At 36.8% G+C, this 22,753-nt stretch carries 14 protein-coding genes and 2 pseudogenes; 12 read left to right on the forward strand and 4 right to left on the reverse strand.

The features are described from left to right. Nucleotides 1-220 precede the first annotated feature (220 nt). The 6 genes and pseudogenes from ACVRZD_RS07835 to tnpA all read left to right on the forward strand — a co-directional run bounded on the left by ACVRZD_RS07835 (nt 221) and on the right by tnpA (nt 11,384). Nucleotides 221-4,579, forward strand: coding sequence for an accessory Sec-dependent serine-rich glycoprotein adhesin (locus ACVRZD_RS07835; RefSeq protein ID WP_447450413.1), 4,359 nt, complete (start codon nt 221-223; stop codon nt 4,577-4,579). 394 nt (nt 4,580-4,973) lie between these two features. Continuing rightward, complete coding sequence (locus tag ACVRZD_RS07840; RefSeq protein WP_447450414.1) at nt 4,974-8,990, forward strand: accessory Sec-dependent serine-rich glycoprotein adhesin; 4,017 nt, start codon at nt 4,974-4,976, stop codon at nt 8,988-8,990. A gap of 342 nt (nt 8,991-9,332) precedes the next feature. Then, a complete protein-coding gene (locus ACVRZD_RS07845) occupies nt 9,333-10,019 on the forward strand; it encodes an accessory Sec-dependent serine-rich glycoprotein adhesin (RefSeq protein WP_447450415.1) in 687 nt (228 codons plus the stop codon). Nucleotides 10,020-10,059: 40 nt separating this feature from the next. Then, a complete protein-coding gene (locus ACVRZD_RS07850) occupies nt 10,060-10,602 on the forward strand; it encodes a hypothetical protein (protein ID WP_198777485.1) in 543 nt (180 codons plus the stop codon). Between the two features lie 30 nt (nt 10,603-10,632). After that, nucleotides 10,633-10,740 (forward strand): annotated as a pseudogene (locus ACVRZD_RS07855) (hypothetical protein); the annotation flags it as partial. 181 nt (nt 10,741-10,921) lie between these two features. After that, nucleotides 10,922-11,384: pseudogene (gene tnpA / locus ACVRZD_RS07860) on the forward strand (IS200/IS605 family transposase). A 141-nt stretch (nt 11,385-11,525) separates the two neighbouring features. Here the strand turns inward: tnpA and ACVRZD_RS07865 are convergent. The 4 genes from ACVRZD_RS07865 to pbp3 all read right to left on the reverse strand — a co-directional run bounded on the left by ACVRZD_RS07865 (nt 11,526) and on the right by pbp3 (nt 14,726). After that, on the reverse strand, nt 11,526-12,701 hold the full coding sequence (locus ACVRZD_RS07865; protein ID WP_447450418.1) for a D-alanyl-D-alanine carboxypeptidase family protein: 1,176 nt from the start codon (nt 12,699-12,701) through the stop codon (nt 11,526-11,528). 138 nt (nt 12,702-12,839) lie between these two features. Further along, nucleotides 12,840-13,154: a hypothetical protein gene (locus tag ACVRZD_RS10650; protein ID WP_522732362.1), complete on the reverse strand. Its 315-nt coding sequence runs from the start codon at nt 13,152-13,154 to the stop codon at nt 12,840-12,842. 81 nt (nt 13,155-13,235) lie between these two features. Next, nucleotides 13,236-13,397 carry a hypothetical protein gene (locus ACVRZD_RS07870; RefSeq protein ID WP_155274971.1) on the reverse strand — a complete coding sequence of 54 codons (162 nt, stop codon included), beginning with the start codon at nt 13,395-13,397 and terminating at the stop codon, nt 13,236-13,238. 90 nt (nt 13,398-13,487) lie between these two features. Then, on the reverse strand, nt 13,488-14,726 hold the full coding sequence (gene pbp3, locus ACVRZD_RS07875) for a D-alanyl-D-alanine carboxypeptidase PBP3 (RefSeq protein ID WP_037627559.1): 1,239 nt from the start codon (nt 14,724-14,726) through the stop codon (nt 13,488-13,490). A gap of 325 nt (nt 14,727-15,051) precedes the next feature. On the opposite strand from pbp3, the gene ACVRZD_RS07880 reads away from it, so the two are divergent. The 6 genes from ACVRZD_RS07880 to ACVRZD_RS07905 all read left to right on the forward strand — a co-directional run bounded on the left by ACVRZD_RS07880 (nt 15,052) and on the right by ACVRZD_RS07905 (nt 22,411). Further along, nucleotides 15,052-17,031 (forward strand): peptide ABC transporter substrate-binding protein, encoded by a 1,980-nt coding sequence (locus ACVRZD_RS07880; protein ID WP_037627557.1) that lies wholly within the window; start codon nt 15,052-15,054, stop codon nt 17,029-17,031. Nucleotides 17,032-17,098: 67 nt separating this feature from the next. Further along, nucleotides 17,099-18,598 (forward strand): ABC transporter permease, encoded by a 1,500-nt coding sequence (locus tag ACVRZD_RS07885; protein ID WP_447450416.1) that lies wholly within the window; start codon nt 17,099-17,101, stop codon nt 18,596-18,598. Next, nucleotides 18,598-19,524, forward strand: coding sequence for an oligopeptide ABC transporter permease OppC (oppC, locus tag ACVRZD_RS07890; RefSeq protein WP_037627555.1), 927 nt, complete (start codon nt 18,598-18,600; stop codon nt 19,522-19,524). Before ACVRZD_RS07885 ends, oppC begins: the two co-directional genes overlap by 1 nt. Nucleotides 19,525-19,532: 8 nt before the next feature. Continuing rightward, on the forward strand, nt 19,533-20,603 hold the full coding sequence (locus ACVRZD_RS07895; protein ID WP_037627553.1) for an ABC transporter ATP-binding protein: 1,071 nt from the start codon (nt 19,533-19,535) through the stop codon (nt 20,601-20,603). Beyond that, nucleotides 20,596-21,540, forward strand: a complete 945-nt coding sequence (locus tag ACVRZD_RS07900; RefSeq protein WP_037627551.1) for an ATP-binding cassette domain-containing protein — start codon at nt 20,596-20,598, stop codon at nt 21,538-21,540. The genes ACVRZD_RS07895 and ACVRZD_RS07900 overlap by 8 nt, the downstream gene beginning before the upstream one ends. Nucleotides 21,541-21,700: 160 nt before the next feature. After that, nucleotides 21,701-22,411, forward strand: a complete 711-nt coding sequence (locus tag ACVRZD_RS07905) for a lipoate--protein ligase family protein (protein ID WP_447450419.1) — start codon at nt 21,701-21,703, stop codon at nt 22,409-22,411. The last annotated feature ends 342 nt before the right edge of the window (nt 22,412-22,753 follow it).

Consider the following 22,753-nt stretch of genomic DNA (forward strand, 5'->3'; position numbering starts at 1 on the left):
TCAACGGAAATTTGAAAGGGAATTGTTATAAAAGAAGCATCACGAGGATTACAAAGATTGTGTAACTAGTAACGATGTTTTAAGAAAAATAAAATGTTATTTTTATTTATCTAATTAATTGACAATTTTATATTAAAAGTCTAAAATAGACGGAGTCGCAACAATATGTCGTAAATGCAAAGTGGGAGCATTCATTTTTTGTTGAGAGAGAGAGGAAAATATGACAAAAAAACAACTTAAATCGGGACTAGTCTCGACAGGCGAAAAAACACGTGTAAAATTGCATAAGTCTGGAAAGAACTGGGTAAAAGTTAGCCTTAACAGTTTGGGGCTTTTATCTTTATTTTCAGGTTCTAAAGAAGATGTAATCATAACGTCAACTGATGATAATACATTTTCTGATAGAAGTTTGTTAAAAGGAGCCATGGCTTTAGGTACTATTTTTGGTGGTGCAGCTTTGACACAAACAGTTTCAGCAGCAGAAACGACTAGTACCTTACCAGTTGCTTCGGAAGCTGCAACAACAACACAGGCTGATTCAACGGTAGTTGTTTCAACCTCTACATCACAATCTGATACCTTATCACAAACGCAATCAGCAAGTCTTTCAACGTCATTAAGTGTATCTGAGTCGCAATCATTCTCGCAATCAAGTTCAGCATCGCAATCAAGCACAGCATCGCAAGTGGCAACAGCTAGCCAAACCATTAAACCCACAAATCTTAGATCTACTGCTCCAGTAACAAAAGCTGCCCTAGGAACTAACCAAGCCATTACAAATGTTTCAATTGCAATCAGTGATATAGGGGCTTATGATATTAATGGGAAGCTTATTTCAGGCTCTGTTGGTGATGGAACGGTTATGCCGACAGATGGAGAAGCTATTGCTATTGATGTTTCTTTTGACGTCTTAGATTCAGCAACTGCAGGTGATCAATTTACAATTCAATTTTCTAATACAGTTAAGACAAATGACCTAGCTTATACAGGTGAACCTTATATCCCAATTGATTTAACAGATGCATCTGGAGAAGTTATTGCTAAGGGGACTTATGATGCGACAACTAATCTTGTCACTTATACTTTTACTCCTTACGTTGATAAGTATGAGGATGTTAAAGCTGTTTTCCACTTTGAAAAGTATATTAACCGCGATACGGTTAACTACAATAATCCATCTGTTCCAGTAACCTATACGGTTGGATCAACAAGTGCAACTAAGAATTTTAATGTTGTTTACTCTCTCCCTGAGAAGCTCAACACTGCTGAAGTGATGTCTAGTTTTACTTCGATTAATGAAGGAACAAAGGAAATTGAGCAAACAATCTATATCAACCAAGATAATAATACGATGAATCGTGGTTATGTAGTACTTTCTGCAGGAACTGGTAATGCTAATAGTATTACTCCAAGTTCTAAAATAGAAGTTTATCGAGTGCCATCAGGCTATAAATTGCCTGATAGTATGGAAGGAATCACATATAGCAATCTTACTGCAATGCCTGTTACGGTTGATTATTCTGTGGCCAATAAGGCTAGCTTTTATCTTGATTCATCTTTAACTTCAGATTCTAGCGCTTATGTCATTCGTGTAGTTAGTACCTATGACCCAGCACTCGGAGATATTGTTTATCAGTCAGCAACTGTTTATACGAATGGTGACCGTGCCCAGTATTCGAATGGTATCCAAATTAACTCGGATACATCAGGTGGTATTGGGACAGTAGCAACTTATAAAATTGGAAATTATGTTTGGAATGACATCAACAAAGACGGTATTCAAAATGAGCCTACCACGGCTGGTATCCCTAATGTACTTGTTGTTTTAACTTTCCCAGATGGTTCTACAAAGGCTGTCCGTACAGATAGTAATGGTTATTATGAGTTTACAGGTTTATCAGATAAAACATCCTATACAATTTCATTTGAGACTCCTGCGGGCTATACACCAACAGTTGCCAATGCAACAACTACTACAGATGCCTTAGATTCAGATGGGGCAAGTATCACAGTAACAATCAATGGTTCAGATGATATGACCTTAGATACAGGTTTCTACTCTGAAATTGATACAACTTCAATTTCAATCTCTGAATCAAACTCAATTGTTTCAGAATCACTATCAGGCTCAACCAGCGTTTCACAATCAACAAGTACATCAACGTCAGTTTTAACGTCAACATCATTAAGTGACTCGACATCGCTTTCAGACTCAACTAGCGTTTCAGGCTCAGCAAGTACGTCAACGTCAGTTTTAACGTCAACATCATTAAGTGATTCGACATCGCTTTCAGACTCAACCAGCGTTTCAGGCTCAACAAGTACGTCAACGTCAGTTTTAACGTCAACATCATTAAGTGATTCGACATCGCTTTCAGACTCAACCAGCGTTTCAGCTTCAACAAGTACGTCAATGTCAGTTTTAACGTCAACATCATTAAGTGATTCGACATCGCTTTCAGACTCAACTAGCGTTTCAGGCTCAGCTTCAACAAGTACGTCAATGTCAGTTTTAACGTCAACATCATTAAGTGATTCGACATCGCTTTCAGACTCAACTAGCGTTTCAGGCTCGACAAGTACGTCAACGTCATTGTCGCTTTCTACTGCAGTCTCAGAAAATTCAGGCTCAGTAAGTAGTTCGATGTCAGACTCAACCTCAACATCCCTAAGTGATTCGACATCGCTTTCAGACTCAACTAGCGTTTCAGACTCAACAAGTACGTCAATGTCAGTTTTAACGTCAACATCATTAAGTGATTCAACATCGCTTTCAGACTCAACTAGCGTTTCAGGCTCAGCAAGTACGTCAACGTCAGTTTTAACGTCAACATCATTAAGTGATTCGACATCGCTTTCAGACTCAACCAGCGTTTCAGGCTCAACAAGTACGTCAATGTCATTGTCGCTTTCTACTGCAGTTTCAGAAAATTCAGGTTCAGCAAGTAGTTCAATGTCAGACTCAACAAGTATCTCAACCTCAACATCGCAATCAGATTCATTATCTGTGAGTACATCAATTAGTGAATCAGGGACACCTACGCAGTCTGAGTTACATACTATTGGAGATACTGTTTGGGAAGATACCAACAAAGATGGTCACCAAGATGCAGGTGAACCAGGAATTCCAGGGGTAACAGTAACCCTTACCAATCCAGATGGCACAACTGTTACAACGACGACAGATTCAAGTGGCCATTATGAATTTACAGATCTACCAGATGGTGACTATACGGTTACCTTTGAGACACCAAAAGGTTATACCCCTACAACATCAAATGTAGGTGATGATACGAGTGATTCAGATGGTCAAGTAGTCAAAGTGACTGTAGCGGGTCAAGATAATCCAACGATTGATAGTGGATTCGTTAAAGACACTTATAAGATTGGTGATTATGTCTGGGAAGACACTAATAAAAATGGTGTCCAAGATGCAGGTGAGCCAGGTATTTCAGGAGTAACAGTAACCCTTACCAATCCAGATGGCACAACTGTTATAACAAGGACAGATTTAACTGGTCACTATGAGTTCCCGGGACTTGAAGATGGTAAAACTTACACGGTTACCTTTGAGACACCAAAAGGTTATACCCCTACAACGTCAAATGCAGGTGATGATGCAAGTGATTCAGATGGTAAAACAGTTACTGTAACAATCAATGGTGCAGATGACATGACTCTAGATTCAGGCTTTGTTAAAGAGGTTCATACTATTGGAGATACTGTTTGGGAAGATACCAACAAAGATGGTCACCAAGATGCAGGTGAACCAGGAATTCCAGGGGTAACAGTAACCCTTACCAATCCAGATGGCACAACTGTTACAACGACGACAGATTCAAGTGGCCATTATGAATTTACAGATCTACCAGATGGTGACTACACGGTTACCTTTGAGACACCAAAAGGGTATACACCAACTCTTCCAAATACAGGTGATGATACGAGTGATTCAGATGGTCAAGTAGTCAAAGTGACTGTAGCAGGTCAAGATAATCCAACGATTGATAGTGGATTCGTTAAAGACACTTATAAGATTGGTGATTATATCTGGGAAGATACTAATAAAAATGGTGTCCAAGATGCAGGTGAACCAGGAATTCCAGGAGTAACAGTAACCCTTACCAATCCAGATGGCACAACTGTTACAACAAGGACAGATTCAACTGGTCACTATGAGTTCCCAGGACTTGAAGATGGTAAAACTTACACGGTTACCTTTGAGACACCAAAAGGTTATACCCCTACAACATCAAATGTAGGTGATGATGCAAGTGATTCAGATGGTAGAACAGTTACTGTAACAATCAATGGTGCAGATGACATGACTCTAGATTCAGGCTTTGTTAAAGAGGTAGTGCCACCAACAACTTCTGAAAGTTCATTGGAGTCAGTAACTGAGTCACAAACACAAAGTACATCTGTATCACATTCAGTAACAGAAAGTACAAGTCACTCACAATCTCAACAAGCTTTACCACATACAGGAGCAGCTGACAATGCTTCACTTTATGGCTCTGCAGCTTTAGCTATTTTAGCAGCACTTGGTCTAGCTAACAAGAAGAGAGAAGAAGAGTAATTATAATCTTTCAATAAAAAAAGAAGGCATGGTCATTGAAGATCAGTCTTCTTTTTTATATAAGAAGATAGTTGAAAATGCATCGTATTTTCATATAAATTTTCAAAAAAATTAATTGAATTGAAAAAAGCTATTGTCTAATTTACAGATTTCTTATATAATAGGTTATTATGTTTTGGAACGGGGATTCTGAAACAAATCAAGTTTTTGAATGGGGATTTCAAAAACTTGGTGATTGTCCTAATTTGGAATGGGGATTTCAAATTAGTCATAATACCTTAAATTGGAGAGTTTATGGTACGATCACATTCAAAGTTAATATACTTTTGGATGTTATTTTTATGTTTTTCAAGGAATGCTATTCTAAGAAAAAAGAAAAGAGAGAGAGAACAATATGTTACGAAAATTTAATAAGACAAGTTTCATTGAGACTGAATCGAAGTCCCGTGTAAAGTTGCACAAATCAGGGAAAAGCTGGGTAAAAACGACCTTAGCTTCTTTTGGGCTAATCCAGTTGTTTAAGGGTGGACAAGTAGAAGAACACATTACCGACGATAATGTGGATTTTGTCGTGTCTGGAAATCACATGCTAAAAGGAGCACTAGGGATCGGGGCTCTGCTTGGGGGAGCAACAATTGGTGTACAACATGCAATGGCGGATACAGTATCTACATTACCAGTTGCTTCTGAAACTAGTACAAACCTTGCTGGAACTGATTCTACCGTAGTCGTTTCAAGTGCAACGGCAACTACCAGTTCAAGCCTATCAGAATCGATTTCTGCTTCAACGAGTGCATTGGCTATGGCCAGTCAATCACAATCTAATAGCATAGCGATTTCGAATAGTCAATCAACTTCAGTCCAAGCTTCGCAATCAACAAGTGCGAGCACAAGTACGTCGACATCTGCAAGTGCATCAACAAGTACTTCGGATTCATCAGTTTTAGCTCCGAAAACAAAAACATTATCAACATCAACAACAATGGCAGCGACAGGAGTTGTTAACAACAATTTAGTTACAGTAACCTCTGCGACACTTACAGATTCAACAAGTCCTACTGGTACAATCAACCCCAATAATGGGGAAACAATGGAGTATAAAGCTACCTTTAAGATTTCTGATACAGCGACAGCTGGAGATCAGTTCACATACGTTTATAGTCCATATGTTAATCCATCAGACTTTGATATGGCCCACTGGACTCCTACGGATATAACTGATGCATCTGGTCAGGTTATTGCAACAGGTACATTTGATGCCTTAACAAAAACAGTTACTTATACATTTACAACATATGTTGATAAGTATTCTAACGTTATAGCCAATATTGATTCATTCTCTTATATTGATAGAGCGGCAGTCCCTAATAACGCAACTTTGAACTTGACTTATAACTTTGGTGGTGAAGCAACTTCAAAAACTGAAAATATTATTTATCAAACACCAACTGTTTATGGAACCTCAAGTATACAAACAATTTTTAACGAATATAATCCAACTAACAATACTGTTGAGCAGATTATATACATTAATCCAATGGATTACACTGCATATAGTACCTATGTAAATATCTATGGTTATCTCTATAACATTGATACTGGTGGTGTAAATCAATACGGAAGTAACATTGTCAATTCAGGTTCTACGATTCAAATTTACAATGCTGGTAATGGATCTACACTTCCGGATAGTATGAAAATTACAGACTATAGTGCTTTGACTAACGTAACAAGTAGTTATTCAAAATCTTATGGTTCTGACAGTGCTCAAATTTATTTAGGTAATATTTCTGATGTCTTTGTTATTCGTATAGTATCGGCAATTGATCCTAACTCACCTTATGATGTTGTTCAGTCTGCAACTATGACTTCAAATGACTATTATGGTACACAATCTATTGTTGAAGCTAATAATAATATCGTCTTTTCTGAAGATACTACAGGTGGGACAGGGACTGCCGTAACTTATTCTGTAGGTGACTACGTTTGGTTAGACGCAAATAAAGATGGACTTCAAACTTCAGGTGAAACTGGACTAGCAAATGTACTTGTAACTTTGAAGTTCGCTGATGGTACCCAAAAATCTGTTTATACGGATTCTACAGGACACTATCAATTTGATGGTCTAACTGATCAAACAACTTATACGATTACCTTTACCACTCCGTCAGGTTATTTGCCTACAACTGCTAATGTTGGGACTAATGATACCATTGACTCAGATGGCTCTTCAGTAACCTTTACTATCAATGGTGCAAACAATATGACTGTTGATGCTGGATTTACAAGTGATACAACAAGTATCTCTCAAAGTACCTCTACAAGCATGAGTGCGTCGGCGTCGATGTCACTAAGTGGCTCAACAAGTACAAGTAAATCGACTTCAACCTCATTGAGTAATTCGACAAGTACAAGTACGTCAGCGTCGACGTCATTAAGTGGCTCAACAAGCACCAGTAAGTCGACTTCAACCTCATTGAGTGATTCGACAAGTACAAGTGCGTCAGCGTCGACGTCATTAAGTGGCTCAACAAGCACCAGTAAGTCGACTTCAACCTCATTGAGTGATTCGACAAGTACAAGTACGTCAGCGTCGACGTCATTAAGTGGCTCAACAAGTATAAGTGATTCCGCGTCGCTGTCGCTTTCAACAGCAAATTCACAAGAATTGGCGTCAGTAAGCACGTCGCAATCAGCCTCAACAAGTATTTCTGATTCACAGTCATTATCAGCCTCAACAAGTATTTCTGATTCACAGTCATTATCAGCTTCAACAAGTGTTTCTGATTCCGCGTCACAATCAGCTTCGACAAGTACAAGTGATTCAACTTTCGCGTCAGTAAGCGAATCATTAAGTGCATCGGTAAGTGAATCAAGTTCAATGACAAATTCTGAGACATATTCTGAGATATATTCAATTGGAGATACTGTTTGGGAAGATACCAACAAAGATGGTGTTCAAGACAGTACTGAACCAGGTATCCCAGGTGTAACAGTAACCATTACAAAACCAGATGGTACAACTGAAACAACAAGGACAGATTCAAATGGCCATTATGAGTTCCCAGGATTAACAGATGGTACATACACAATAGACTTTGAAACACCAGCGGGATATACACCAACAACACCGAATGTTGGCGACGATGCTAAGGATTCAGATGGAACAAGTGTAACAGTAACTGTGGCTGGTCAAGATAACCCAACAGTTGATTCAGGCTTTGTTAAAGTACCACATACGATTGGAGATACTGTTTGGGAAGATACCAACAAAGATGGTGTTCAAGACAGTACTGAACCAGGTATCCCAGGTGTGACAGTAACCATCACAAAACCAGATGGTACAACTGAAACAACAAGGACAGATTCAAATGGCCATTATGAGTTCCCGGGATTAGCAGATGGAACTTACACAATAGACTTTGAAACACCAGTAGGTTACACACCAACAACACCGAATGTTGGCGACGATACTAAGGATTCTGATGGAACAAGTGTAACAGTAACTGTAGCTGGTCAAGATAATCCAACAATTGACTCAGGCTTTGTAAAAGTACCGCATACAATTGGAGATACTGTTTGGGAAGATACCAACAAAGATGGTGTTCAAGACAGTACTGAACCAGGTATCCAAGGTGTGACAGTAACCATCACAAAACCAGATGGTACAACTGAAACAACAAGGACAGATTCAAATGGCCATTATGAGTTCCCGGGATTAGCAGATGGAACTTACACAATAGACTTTGAAACACCAGTAGGTTACACACCAACAACACCGAATGTTGGCGACGATGCTAAGGATTCAGATGGAACAAGCGTAACAGTAACTGTAGCTGGTCAAGATAATCCAACAATTGACTCAGGCTTTGTAAAAGTACCGCATACAATTGGAGATACTGTTTGGGAAGATACCAACAAAGATGGTGTTCAAGACAGTACTGAACCAGGTATCCCAGGTGTAACAGTAACCATTACAAAACCAGATGGTACAACTGAAACAACAAGGACAGATTCAAATGGCCATTATGAGTTCCCGGGATTAGCAGATGGAACTTACACAATAGACTTTGAAACACCAGCAGGTTACACACCAACAACACCGAATGTTGGTAACGAAACGACAGATTCAAATGGCACCCATGTTGTTGTCGTTGTGGCTGGTCAAGATAACCCAACAGTTGATTCAGGCTTTGTTAAAAATGAAATTCCTAGACCAACTTCAGATTCAATTACTCAAAGTGAATCTGTAAGTGACAGTCATTCTCAATCAGGTAAACTAGCAACGAGTGCTACTAATCAAGTATTACCTCATACGGGGGTATCTGAAAACAATACACTTTATGGAACTGCTGTGCTAGCAATCTTGGTAGCACTAGGCCTTGTGAGTAAAAAAAGAGAAGAAGAATAAACTTATTTATAAAAAGTGATTGATTTTGCTTTTAGGTTGAAGAAATGTTCTTTCAGGACACGACTTCAACTTTTTTTGTACATTTTTGCAGCAATTGTCTAAAAATACTAAAAATTAGAAAAGTCTGTATTGAATGACAACTGAAAATTAGATATAATAAATTGCTAAAAACAAATTTTGTCCCAGACATTTAGGTTTTTGTTTTATATGGAATGTTTAGAGGATTCTTTAGCAAAAAATAGTTTTGAAATGGGGATTTTAAAGCTATTAATTACATTTATTTATTAGTTACTATTGTTTTTTAGAATGGGGATTCAAAGAAACAATAGGAGAGAGAGTAATATGTTACGACAATTTAACAAAAAAAGATTCATCGAGACTGAAGCGGAGTCTCGAGTGAGGTTGCATAAGTCTGGTAAAGGTTGGATTAAAACAACGCTTGCTTCATTTGGTTTAATGCATTTATTTAAAGGCAGAAAGGCAGAAGAACGCATTAGTGAAGACAATGTGGATTTTGTTATGTCTAAAGATAAAATGTTAAAAGGTGCGCTAGGAGTAGGGACTCTCTTAGGAGGTGGGGTGTTGAGTACACCGCATGTTATGGCTGACTCAGCAACTTCAATCTTACCTGTTGCTTCAGCGGTTGGAACAGCGCTGGTTGACTTATCTGTTGTAGTTTCGAGCACGACGAATCAGACAACTACAATTGCGTCTGTTTCTGATACAAGTTCGACTTCGGCTAGTCAATCCCAATCAACTTCAAGTGCACAGTCTAAACTCACAAGTACAAGTACGATTGTAACTAGTTCATCGAGTTCACTTTCATTAACTTCATCACCATCAAAGAGTAATTCTATATTGACTAGTAGTTCTTTATCTACATCAACATCGACTTCTTTATCAAATAGTACTATTCAATCGATAATCTCGTCGACACTAAAAAGTTCGCCAACAAAAACTTTTAATCAGATTTCTTTGGCATTAGTATCTGGTCAATCTCAAACTTACACAGGTTCAGTCAGGTTTTGATAGTTATAATAATGTCCCAATATATTACATTTTAACTGTAATGATGAATTCTGCAAGTACTTCTGCAACAACTACAGTTGAAATTCCGCAGGTTCTATCTGGAACAACTATTAGAAATACTTCAACAAGTACTTCACCTATGGTGACGCTTGGTTCAGCATACGGTGCGCCGACTAGTGCTCCAACCACTATGACAAATATGTCTACAGGTAGTACAGTTTCAACAATTGGCTCACCATCAATCATTTCAACAGGTGGAGGAGGCTATTCATGGAGTTCTGGAGCTTTTATTACAGGATTTAATTTAAACAAAGGCTATGGGATCACAATAAACTTAACTGTTCCTGTTACAGCTAGTGATACAACAATTAAGTTTACACCATATGCTACACAAGATGGCTCAACTTTAGGGAATTATTTTGGATCTACTGGAACAATTGTAATACCTGATTCACTATCTCAATCCACAAGTACAAGCAAATCTGTAAGTACGAGTATTTCTACTAGCGCCTCTAAGAGTACTTTTACAAGTACAAGTAACTCTAAGAGTAGCTCATTGAGTGCCTCGACCTCAACTTCATAAAGCGATTCAACAACTCATTCAGTCAATCAGTCGTTGCCGTATACGGGAACAACTGAGAATGGTTCGCTTTATAATGAGGCACTACTAGCAATTTTAGTTGTGCTTGGTTTAATTGTTAAGAAACGAGATGAAGACTAATCATCAAAAAAAGAAAGAAGTTTACCAACTTCTTTCTTTTTTATTATGGCTTCCAGCCAGTTTTTTGTAGAGAAAAACAAGAAAACCACCAGCTAAGCTGGTGGCTAAGAAGGCTTGTAGCTTCCATTTATTTTTCCTAATATCATCTAATTGTTCAGGTTAGACAAAGGAGGAAAAATAAATGGCTAAAACCAGTTACAGTTTGTCACACACAAAGTGGCTGTGTTCTATCACATTGTGTTCACCCCTAAGTATAGACAAAAAGTAATCTATAATCAATATCGAGGCAGTTTGGGAGAAATTTTTCAAAGATTATGTAGCTATAAAGGTGTGGAAATAATAGAAGGACATCTGATGCCAGATCACGTACACATGTTAGTAAGCATTCCCCCCAGAATAAGTGTTTCAAGTTTTATGGGCTATTTAAAAGGTAAGAGTGCACTTATGATGTTCGACAAACACGCCAATCTGAAATACAAATTTGGTAATCGACACTTTTGGGCAGAAGGTTATTATGTTAGTAGGTTGGATTAAATGAAGCTACAATAAAAAAATATATTCAAGAACAAGAAAAACATGACATAGCACTAGATAAACTGAGTGTTAAAGAATATGAGGATCCCTTTAGGGATAATAGTAAGTAATACAAATGCCTCTTTAAGAGGCCGGTGACGAGTCAAAAGCAATAAGGCTTGAACAAAGTGAAAGCCAGCGTCTTTAGGCGCTGGCTAGTTATTTGGGCTTATAGTCCTGGACCAAACCACCCGTTTGACGGGTGGTTATGACTATTTATAAATAGCAATCAATCCTAAAACTAAGACTGAAATCATAAAAATCCCCAAACATAAAAAAATAAAATGATGATGTTGGTCAGCGAATCTTTCCAATCTTTCAATGATATTTTTGTTTGTTTCGTGATGATAACCTTGTGCTTTGGCTTTCTTAGGGTGGACGTTTTTCTCTTTTCTAATAATATTAGGGAGTTTACCTTTAGAAACAGAACTTTTATCAGAAAAGCCTTTCTCAGTTATAGCATTAATGAACGGATGTCTGTAAAACTCTCCGTTTTGATCAGACCAGTCACCGACTCCCATCACAATTGAAATAAGGCGTTTCTTTCCTCTTTTTGCTGTAATTGCAGCATTGAAAGCTGCACTCGGGCTAGAGCCAGTTTTTAAACCATCAACTCCCTTGAGGCCGAATTTATCTCCGGGAAGTGAGTAGTTGTAGGAGTGAAATTCCTCCTCAAAAGGAGTTCCGACCATCGTTTTGACGGAGGATTTATTAGTGTAGTTTAAAATATCTGGGTATTTTTTTATGAAATGGAAACAAAGGAGAGCTAAATCATGTGCTGTAGTTTGATTAACTTGCTCGATATTATAGCCCTTTGGAGAATAGTGACCATTAAAAGCACTGGCTACCGCCCCACTGGCATTGCTGAAATGTGTATTAGTCATGCCAAGTTTCTTAGCTGTTGCGTTAATCCGATCAATGAAGGCACCAGCATCATTACCAGACATATAATTAGCTAACATCAGCGTGGCTACATTAGATGACGGCACAGCAGTCATAGTAATAAGGTCTTCAACGGGGTATTTTACACCAGCAACGATGTTATTGTTACTAATCTCGTAAATCTGGCTAATAGCCTGGTCGGTTTGATTTGCAGTAATTAAATCTGTCAGTGCGATCTTACCCTTGTGGATATCTTCAAATAGCAAATATAAAGTAAACAGTTTACTCATGCTAGCAGGGTCTCGAACATCGTTGATGCGATCTTGCCAGAGTATATCGCCTGATGTCACATCGATGACGATAGAAGAGGCTGGTTTATCAGCAGCATTAACTGTATAACCAGCTTGACGCGTCAAGGAGACGATGTCCTCTTGTTGCTCAGCTTTGAGCAGAGTAGGGTTAATTAATGCAAAGAAAAAACACAGTAAAAGTATTAACTTTTTAATCACATGAAAACTCCTTGTCATAAAAGATAGGATAATTATATCATTAGATTAGTACAATTACAAAATGTTTTTTCATTATTAATATTTTCGTAATTTATTAATTGTTCTTAAAGACTTACTTTATTTTGTCGAAAATAGTTAATTTTTGCACTGTCTCGCTGCTATAAATCGTGACTTTAGGGGATTAAGTTGATAGCCATCACTAATTAGATCTGTATCTTGGTATTCAAAAGTCCCGATTTTTCTATTCTTTTCTATTGGAGCTACCAACTTTTCAGAAGATGTAAAGGCTAATTTAGGATTTGTATCTATTCGACTGCCAGAGTAAAGGTTACTGCAAGTCTTAACCCTTATATTCCTCTTTTTTCTTTCTTCTAGTTTGATGTGGTTTGGGAGATGTTCTTCTTTTTTGACTAACAGTTTTTTCTGAAAGCTTCGGAAACAATAATCCAAGAGTTGATTGGTTTGACTAAATCGTGCTTAATGATCAGCTTTAATATAATTAGTTAGATAAATCGTTAATAATTTTGTTAGCTAGGCAATTGGCGCCTTTTGATTGCCGTTATTTTCGTAGAGAATTTTACCAGTGTCATACACAACTGCGATGGCATGTTGACTATCGACAAAGAAGTCCTGAGCGCCTACTTTTTTGACTGTAGTAGGTAGAAGTAAGCCAATAAAAACAAGTTTTAGCATGTATTTTTTGATGCTTCGAATTTTATCAGAGAAATGACCTGAGGTCAAAAAAGAAAAAATTGGAAGATACTTTTATATCTTCCAATTTATTTATAAATTGCTATTAACATAATCGACAAAGTGATTCCACCAAACTTTTAAGAAAAAGCTCCTTTTTAGAGTTTTGTCTGCTTGAATGGCCACTTCAGGTGCTTTATCAATATATCCCATGCCAATGATGTTGGGATCTTTGTATTGAGCGGATGCGACCACATGCCCTTTTTTTATAGGTGCATAGATATCAGTTTTACTGTTAGAGTAAACAATATCGCCTTTATGTTTTGCAACAAGCGGTTGAATAACTGTCAAGTCAGCTTTTGAAGAAACGGGTAACGTCTGACTTGGGCTATCTTTAATAGAATAGTGTTTGTTTTTTATCAGCTGATCTTTCTTCAGTAGGGTTACTTTAACAAAGTGTTGATAAAGATAATCTAATAGTAGTGATGTCGATTTATAAGGTTCAGCAATTTTCTGCTCCTTTTCGTGAGCTCCAATCACAATGGTAATAACTTTCATACGCTTACTGTTACTACTAGCAATAAAAGTCGGACCACCGTTTTCAGGGACACCAAGGAAAAGACCGTTTATACCAGCTCTTTCATAAGGAAAACCTTCTAACATATAATTATTAGAGTAAATATCCTGACCATCAAACCTTGTCCTAGCTAAACTTGTTAGCTTCAAAATTTCAGGATAATCATTTACTAAGTGATAAGTAATGATTGCCAGGTCTTTGGCGCTCAATTTATTTTCAGCATCTTTTTTTGATTTAGGATAACTATTGTCTCCAAGTAGACTGTTGGGTAAGCCACTCGCATTATAGAGTTTAGCATCAGCAATTCCCCAATCATTCAATTGGTTTTTCATTTTATCCACAAAAAGTGGTTCCGTTCCTCCGATTTTTTCGGCTAAAGCAATAGCTGCGCTGTTAGCGTTTGTTACTAACATAGCTTTCATTAATTGCTTAACAGTATATTTCCTGGCCTCAAGTGGTACGTTACTGATGGTGTAGTTTGTCGTTAGTTGAAAAGGGTAGTCAGAAATAGTTACAGGTGAAGACCAGCCTAACTTGCCTTGTTCAATTTCTTTGTAGACCATATAAGCTGTCAAGGCCTTTGTGGCTGAGGCAACAGGTAATACTTTTTTTGCATTCTTTTCATAAAGAATTTTACCGGACTCAAGATCAAAGGCAATTGCACTATCAGCTGATAAGGAAAAATCAGCAGCCCACGCACTAGTAAAGGTAGTTATTGATCCTAGAAAAAGGAAAAGAAAGAGTAATTTTTTCATTTATGTAGTCCCAATCATATCGTTTTTTTCCATTATATCATAGTATGTCATCTCATTTTGGTCAAGGTTTGTGAATTGAATTGAATAATTAACGGTGTAATATGAGAATAAAATGGATATCATTAAATTTTCTTAAAATCGTATAGAATAAGCGCAAAAAACGGTTACAATTTTTAAATATTTAATTTGTATTAATTAGTGATATAAAATATTCAGATAATTTTGCCTTCAATATTCTTTTTAAATAAAAATTATGATATAATACTTTTAATTATCACATAAAAATTTGTGTAGAATAAAGAAAAACTTTTTAGGAGTGTATCTTATGAAAAATGGGAAATGGTTAGCAGCAGCTGGGATTGTAGTTTTATCAGTTTCAGCCTTAACTGCCTGTGGCAGTGGATCAAGTAAAGACAGCAAAAGTAAAACATATAGCTATGTTTATGCTACTGATCCTGATACCTTAGATTATTTAGTTTCAGGACGTTCGACAACAAGTGAAATTACACAAAACGCTGTAGATGGCTTAATGGAGTATGATAATGAAGGTAATTTAGTCCCTTCTGTCGCAAAAAGCTGGACTGTCTCAAAAGACGGACTTACCTATACTTATAAAATCCGTAAAGATTCAAAATGGTATACAGCTGATGGTGAAGAGTATGCTAAAGTAACGGCTGAAGATTTTGTTACTGGCTTAAAACATGCTGCTGATAAGAATTCAGATGCTCTTTATCTTGTGCAAGATTCCATTAAAGGCTTAAGTGACTATATTGATGGGAAAACAAAAGATTTTTCAACTGTAGGTGTTAAAGCAATTGATAAAAACACGGTTCAGTACACCTTGAAACAACCTGAAAGTTTCTGGAACTCTAAATTAACTTATGGTATTTTATCTCCAGTTAATGCAGCTTTCTTAAAATCACAAGGTAAAAATTTTGGGAAAGCGTCAGATGCTAGCTCGATCCTATATAATGGACCATTCTTAATTTCTGCGTTGACTAGCAAATCATCAATTGAATTCACTAAAAATGAAAACTACTGGGATAAAGAAGATGTCCATCTTGATGCTGTTCAATTAACTTACTATGACGGTCAAGACCAAGAGTCATTATTTAGAAATTTTGACAAGGGAGCTTACACAGCGGCACGCCTTTTCCCAACTACACCATCCTACAAAACGGCTAAGAAAAAATATGGGAAAAATATTACTTACGCTCCTCAAAAATCAAATATTTACTATGCCACTTTCAACTTGAATCGTACGGCATATGGTCATACTAAAAAGACAGACGATAAACAAAAAGAAGATACGCGTAAAGCAGTTCTAAACAAAGACTTCCGTCAAGCCTTAACGTTTGGTTTCAATCGTATTTCTTATAATGCCCAATCTACCGGTGAAGATGCCGCTAATAAAGCACTTCGTAATACCTTAATTCCACCTGCATTTGTTCAAATCAAAGGTCAAGATTTTGGTAAAGTTGTTGAAAAAGATTTAGCATCTTATGGAGATCAATGGAAAGACATCAATTTAGCAGATGCGCAAGATGGACTTTTCAATAAAACTAAAGCAAAAGCTCAAATGGAGAAAGCTAAAAAAGCACTTGAAGCACAAGGTGTACAATTCCCAATCCACATTGATATGCCTCAGGATCAGACTGCAACAGTCTTGATGCAACAAGCGCAATCAATGAAACAATCCATTGAAGATTCACTTGGGAAAGAAAATGTAGTTCTTGATATTGTTGAGCTTAATGCAGATACATACAACAATGTAACTTATATGGCTGAAACTCCAGCGCAACAAGATTGGGACATTACGACTTCATCTGGTTGGAGTCCTGATTACTTAGATCCAAGTTCTTATCTTGATATCTTTAATACAAGTATAGCGAATGCACAAACTAAATTTATTGGACTTGAACCAATTAAAGATAGTGCAATTGCCTCTGAAGCTGGTTTAGATGAATTTGTCAAATTAGCAAATGAAGCAAGTAAGATTACTGATGATAAAGATGCACGATATGAAAAATATGCTCAAGCACAAGCAGCTCTTGTCGATTCAGCGGTCTACATTCCAACCTATTCTTTAGGAGGGACACCTGCTGTAACTAAAGTTGTTCCATTTACAGCTGCGTTTGGATGGGCAGGAAATAAATCTGATGCTAGCTATTACAAATATATCAAGCTACAAGATAAACCTGTAACGACTAAACAATTTGATAAAGCATATAAAGAGTGGAAAAAAGCTAAAGAAAAATCAAATAAAAAATATGAAGAGTCATTAAACAAACATATTGAAAAATAAGGCTAGTTCAACTAAGAACTTTCTCTATGTCTGAGAAAGTTCTTTTGAACTTATTATGAGGATTGGAATGAAAAAGTATATATTCGAACGCATTTTGAGGTCATTGATCTCAATTTTGTTGGTTACGACACTGACTTATGTCATTGTTTTTACCTTGGTACCGACAAGCTTGATATTTAAACAAGACCCCAATTATAATAAAATGGTGACGACGCCAGACAAGAAAGATAACTATCGCAATACAGTTTTTGAACGTATGGGTTATATTAATTACTATAATAGTAAAGAATTACGTGACAAAGCTGAAAAAATGGACAAAACTGTAACGATTGAACCAACTGCTAAAAATAAAGCGATCTACAAAAAATTCATCACTAAGCTTGGTAATGGTTGGACATTGAAAGAATTTGAAGAAAGCAAAGAATTTTATGCAGTCAGAAATATTCCGATTCATGAACGTGTTTGGAATTTCTTCAGTCATATGTTAGTTATTGACCATCCTTGGACAATTCAGGATCCTAAAAACCCTAATTTAGAACGCTATGTCAGACCTGAAATTGATCCTGCGGTTGGTCCAGCTTTAGTTGGTTCTGGTACTAAACATAAATACTTGGTTTACTTTGATGGTAGTTTCCCATTTATTCACCAAAATATTATTTCGTTTGATTTAGGAACATCTTACCCAACTTATGCTAATATTCCAGTTATCCAGGTTATTACACAGGGTCAAGGAAGAAGTCTGTCAGAGCAAACAAAATTCCCAACTGGTGTGACTAAATTCTCACCAATTGATGTGACAAGTAGAACGTATAAATCGCCAAAAGATGCGGATGCACGTGACAAAGCTAATTTTGGAGCGAAAGATGCATACACAGCAACTAAAAATAAACATGCAGAGCCATCTATGATTGCCAACTCCTTTAAAATTGGTGTTATTGGTGTTGCTTTATCATATATTATCGGGCTACCTATTGGAATGCTTATGGCATACTATAAAGACGGTGTTTTTGATCGATTTTCAACAGCAACAACAACCTTTATGTTGGCATTGCCAAGTATTGCATTGATTTATATTGTGCGTTTCTTAGGGTCAAAAATTGGGTTACCAGATACTTTCCCATTATTAGGTGCAAGTGATCCAAGGTCCTATGTTTTACCTGCTCTTATTTTAGGTATTCTTGGAACTCCAGGTACTGTTGTTTGGTTCCGTCGTTATATCGTTGACTTACAAGGAAGTGATTTTGTTCGTTTTGCGCGTGCTAAAGGATTAACTGAGGCAGAAATTTCCAAACATCACCTATTTAAACAGGCGATGGTACCAATTGTTAATGGTATACCACAAGCAATTGTTGCGACTATTGCAGGTGCCACCTTAACAGAAACTGTCTTTGCCTTCCCAGGAATGGGTAAAATGTTAATAGATGCCATTAAATCAGCCAATAACTCAATGGTTGTTGGGCTAGTCTTCATCTTTGCAGTCTTGTCAATTCTTGCCTTGTTAGTAGGTGATATATTAATGACTGTCTTAGATCCACGTATTAAATTATCAAGTAAAGGAGGGAAATAATGACAGCGATAGATAAAAGTAAATTCGAATTTGTCGAACTAGATAGTTATGCATCAGAAGTCATCGATGCCCCTTCTTACTCTTATTGGAAGTCTGTATTTAGACAGTTCTTTTCACGCAAATCGACTCTAGTCATGTTAGTCATTTTAATTGCGATCATTCTAATGAGTTTTGTTTACCCGATATTTGCTAACTACGACTTTGGCGACGTTTCAAATATTAACGATTTTTCAAAACGCTATATCTCACCAAATGGTGAATACTGGTTCGGTACGGACAAAAATGGTCAGTCTCTATTTGATGGTGTTTGGTATGGTGCGAGAAATTCAATTCTCATTTCAGTCATTGCGACGGCAATTAACATGATTATTGGTGTTATTATCGGTGGGCTATGGGGTGTTTCTAAAGCAGTTGATAAAGTAATGATTGAAGTCTACAATGTTATTTCAAACCTACCTCAAATGCTTATTATCATTGTCTTGACGTATTCAATTGGTGCTGGATTCTGGAATCTTATCTTTGCCTTTTGTGTGACAGGATGGATTGGGATTGCCTATGCGGTCCGTGTACAAGTGCTTCGTTACCGTGACTTGGAGTATAACCTAGCCAGTCAAACACTAGGAACACCAACTTATAAAATCGTCTCTAAAAACTTATTACCACAATTAGTTTCTGTCATTGTATCAATGGTTTCCCTATTGTTACCAGCCTATATTTCATCAGAGGCCTTCTTATCATTCTTTGGTTTAGGTTTACCATTGTCAGAACCAAGTTTAGGTCGTTTAATTTCAAATTATTCATCATATTTGACAACAAATGCCTACCTATTCTGGATTCCATTAACTACTCTTATTCTAGTATCCCTTCCACTTTACATAGTGGGACAAAACTTAGCAGATGCTAGTGACCCAAGAACACATAGATAGGAGTAGTCATGACTGAGAAAAAAGAAGTTATTTTAAGTGCAAAAAATGTTGTTGTAGAATTTGACGTCCGTGACCGTGTGTTGACTGCTATCCGAGACATCTCTATCGATTTACATGAAGGTGAAGTCCTTGCGGTTGTTGGCGAGTCAGGGAGTGGTAAGTCAGTATTAACAAAAACATTTACCGGAATGTTAGAATCCAATGGTCGCATTGCCTCAGGGTCAATTGATTACCGTGGACAAGAATTAACCAAACTAAAGAATCACAAAGATTGGGAAGGAATTCGTGGTGCTAAAATTGCTACTATCTTCCAAGACCCAATGACCAGCCTCGACCCAATTCAAACGATTGGGCAACAGATTACAGAAGTCATTATTAAACACCAGAAAAAATCTAAATCAGAAGCTAAAAAACTAGCCATTGATTACATGAACAAAGTTGGTATTCCAGAAGCTGATAAACGGTTTAATGAATACCCCTTCCAATATTCTGGTGGAATGAGACAACGGATTGTTATTGCTATCGCCCTTGCTTGTCGCCCAGATATTCTTATCTGTGATGAACCGACAACGGCTTTAGATGTAACTATTCAAGCACAAATTATTGACTTGTTAAAAACGCTTCAAAAAGAATATGAATTTACAATTATCTTTATTACCCATGACTTAGGTGTCGTTGCAAGTATTGCTACAAATGTTGCGGTTATGTATGCTGGAGAAGTTGTAGAATATGGAACGGTCGAAGACATTTTTTATGATCCGCGTCACCCATATACTTGGAGTTTATTATCAAGTCTGCCACAATTAGCTGATGACAAGGGAATTCTCTTTTCAATTCCCGGAACGCCTCCTTCATTATATAAACCAATAGTTGGCGACGCTTTTGCACCAAGATCACAGTATGCTATGAAGATTGATTTTGAAGAAGCTGTTCCTAAATTTGAGATTAGCGATAGCCATTGGGCCAAAACATGGTTACTCCATCCAGAGGCTCCAAAAGTTCAAAAACCAGTAGTTATCCAAGATTTACATGAGAAAATCTCAAGTAAACACGTTTATAGGGAGGAAGGAAATGTCTGAGAAGTTAGTTGAAGTCAAAGACTTAGAAATTTCCTTCGGTGAAGGAAAGAAAAAATTTGTTGCTGTTAAAAATGCCAACTTCTTCATTAATCGAGGAGAAACTTTCTCTTTAGTTGGTGAGTCAGGAAGTGGGAAAACGACAATCGGACGTGCGATCATTGGTTTAAATGACACTAGTTCAGGTCAAATCATTTATGATGGGAAACAAATTAATAAGAAAAAAAGTAGAGCAGAACAAGTTGATCTGATAAAAAAAATTCAAATGATTTTCCAAGATCCAGCTGCCAGCTTAAATGAACGTGCAACTGTTGATTACATCATCTCTGAAGGACTTTACAATCACAAGTTATTCAAAAATGAAGAAGAGCGCAAAGAAAAAATTAAACAGATGATGACAGAAGTTGGGCTTTTGTCTGAACATTTAACACGTTACCCACATGAGTTTTCTGGTGGTCAACGTCAACGTATCGGAATTGCGCGTGCTTTGGTTATGGATCCAGAATTTGTCATTGCTGATGAACCTATTTCAGCGCTTGATGTTTCTGTCCGTGCGCAAGTATTGAATCTCTTGAAACGGATGCAAAAAGAAAAAGGTTTGACTTATTTGTTCATTGCACATGATTTATCTGTTGTTCGTTTTATTTCAGATCGTATCGCAGTTATTCATAAAGGGGTCATTGTAGAAGTGGCTGAAACTGAGGAATTATTTATCAACCCCGTTCACCCATACACAAAATCACTATTATCAGCTGTCCCAATTCCAGATCCAATTTTGGAAAGACAGAAAAAATTAGTTGTCTATAATGTAGACCAACATGACTATTCAGTTGATAAACCCGAAATGGTTGAAATTCAACCAGGCCACTTTGTTTGGGCCAATGCAATAGAAACTGAGCAATATAAAAAAGAGATTGCTGAAAGACAGCAGTCTAACTAAGAAAGTAACTCCTGAATAGGAGTTCTTTTTTTGTTTCACTATATAATGAAAGTAATTTAAGAATAATAAATATTTCAAATTTGTTGGAGAATTAACTTTGTTGATATAAAATAGTAGTATTACGAATAGTTTTAGAAAGTTGGACAAATTGTAAGTATTTCTGCGTTCACTCAATAAAGACCCAAATAAAATGATTCTACATTTTTGGCCTATGCCCAATACAGTTATTTTAGGCATGTCCGATAGACAACTTCCGGCCATCACAGAAGGAAGACAATTTATTAAAGGAGCAGGATATGATAGTGTTGTTCGTAATCTTGGAGGCTTGGCTGTTGTTTCAGATTCTGGCATACTTAACTTTAGCCTATTATTTCCAGATGGGCTAACTGATAAATATAGTATTACAGATGGTTACACATTTATGGTGGAATTAATCCGAAAATCTTTTTCTGATTATTACCAGGCCATTGACCATTTTGAAATTTCTGATTCTTATTGTCCGGGCACCTTTGATCTCAGTATTAATAATCAAAAATTTGCAGGTTTAGCTCAACGTCGGATTAAAAATGCGATAGCGATTTCCATCTATATCAGCGTGAACGGAAATCAGTTGGAACGTGGGCATATAATTAAGGAATTTTATGATGTGAGTCTGGCGGATCAGAAAACGAATAATCACTATCCAAAAGTGAAGCCTGAAAGTATGGCGACCTTAACAGAACTATTAAATGATACGTTTTCGGTTGAAGAAGTTGAAGAACGCGTCCTTCTTGCGCTGAGGCAGTTAGGGTCTGAGCCTTGTAAAATGGGTTTAAGTGAAGCTGAAGAAGAACTTTATCAAGAACTTTTAAGCAGATATTCAAATTTATAAGTTCTATGTCAGTGTTTTATTTGTATATGTAGGAAAGTTAATATAAAAATGATAAAAATTTTAAGAAGTGGTATTGACAATCCTTGTAAAACTAGCTATACTAATAAAGTTGTCAGAAAGCAAGACGACGTCAAAACAAAAAAGTTTTAAAAAGTTATTGACAAAAGCTACGTGATCTGATAGACTATAATAGTTGTCTCGTAAGAGAGAAAAGACCTTTGAGAACTGAATAAGACAAACCAAACGTGCAGGGTGATATGATAACCATATTACCTGTCAATAAAGTAAAAACAATAAATCTGTCAGCGACAGAAAAAGAATGAGTTAAACATCAACTTAAAT

The organism is Streptococcus hongkongensis, from assembly GCF_053206145.1.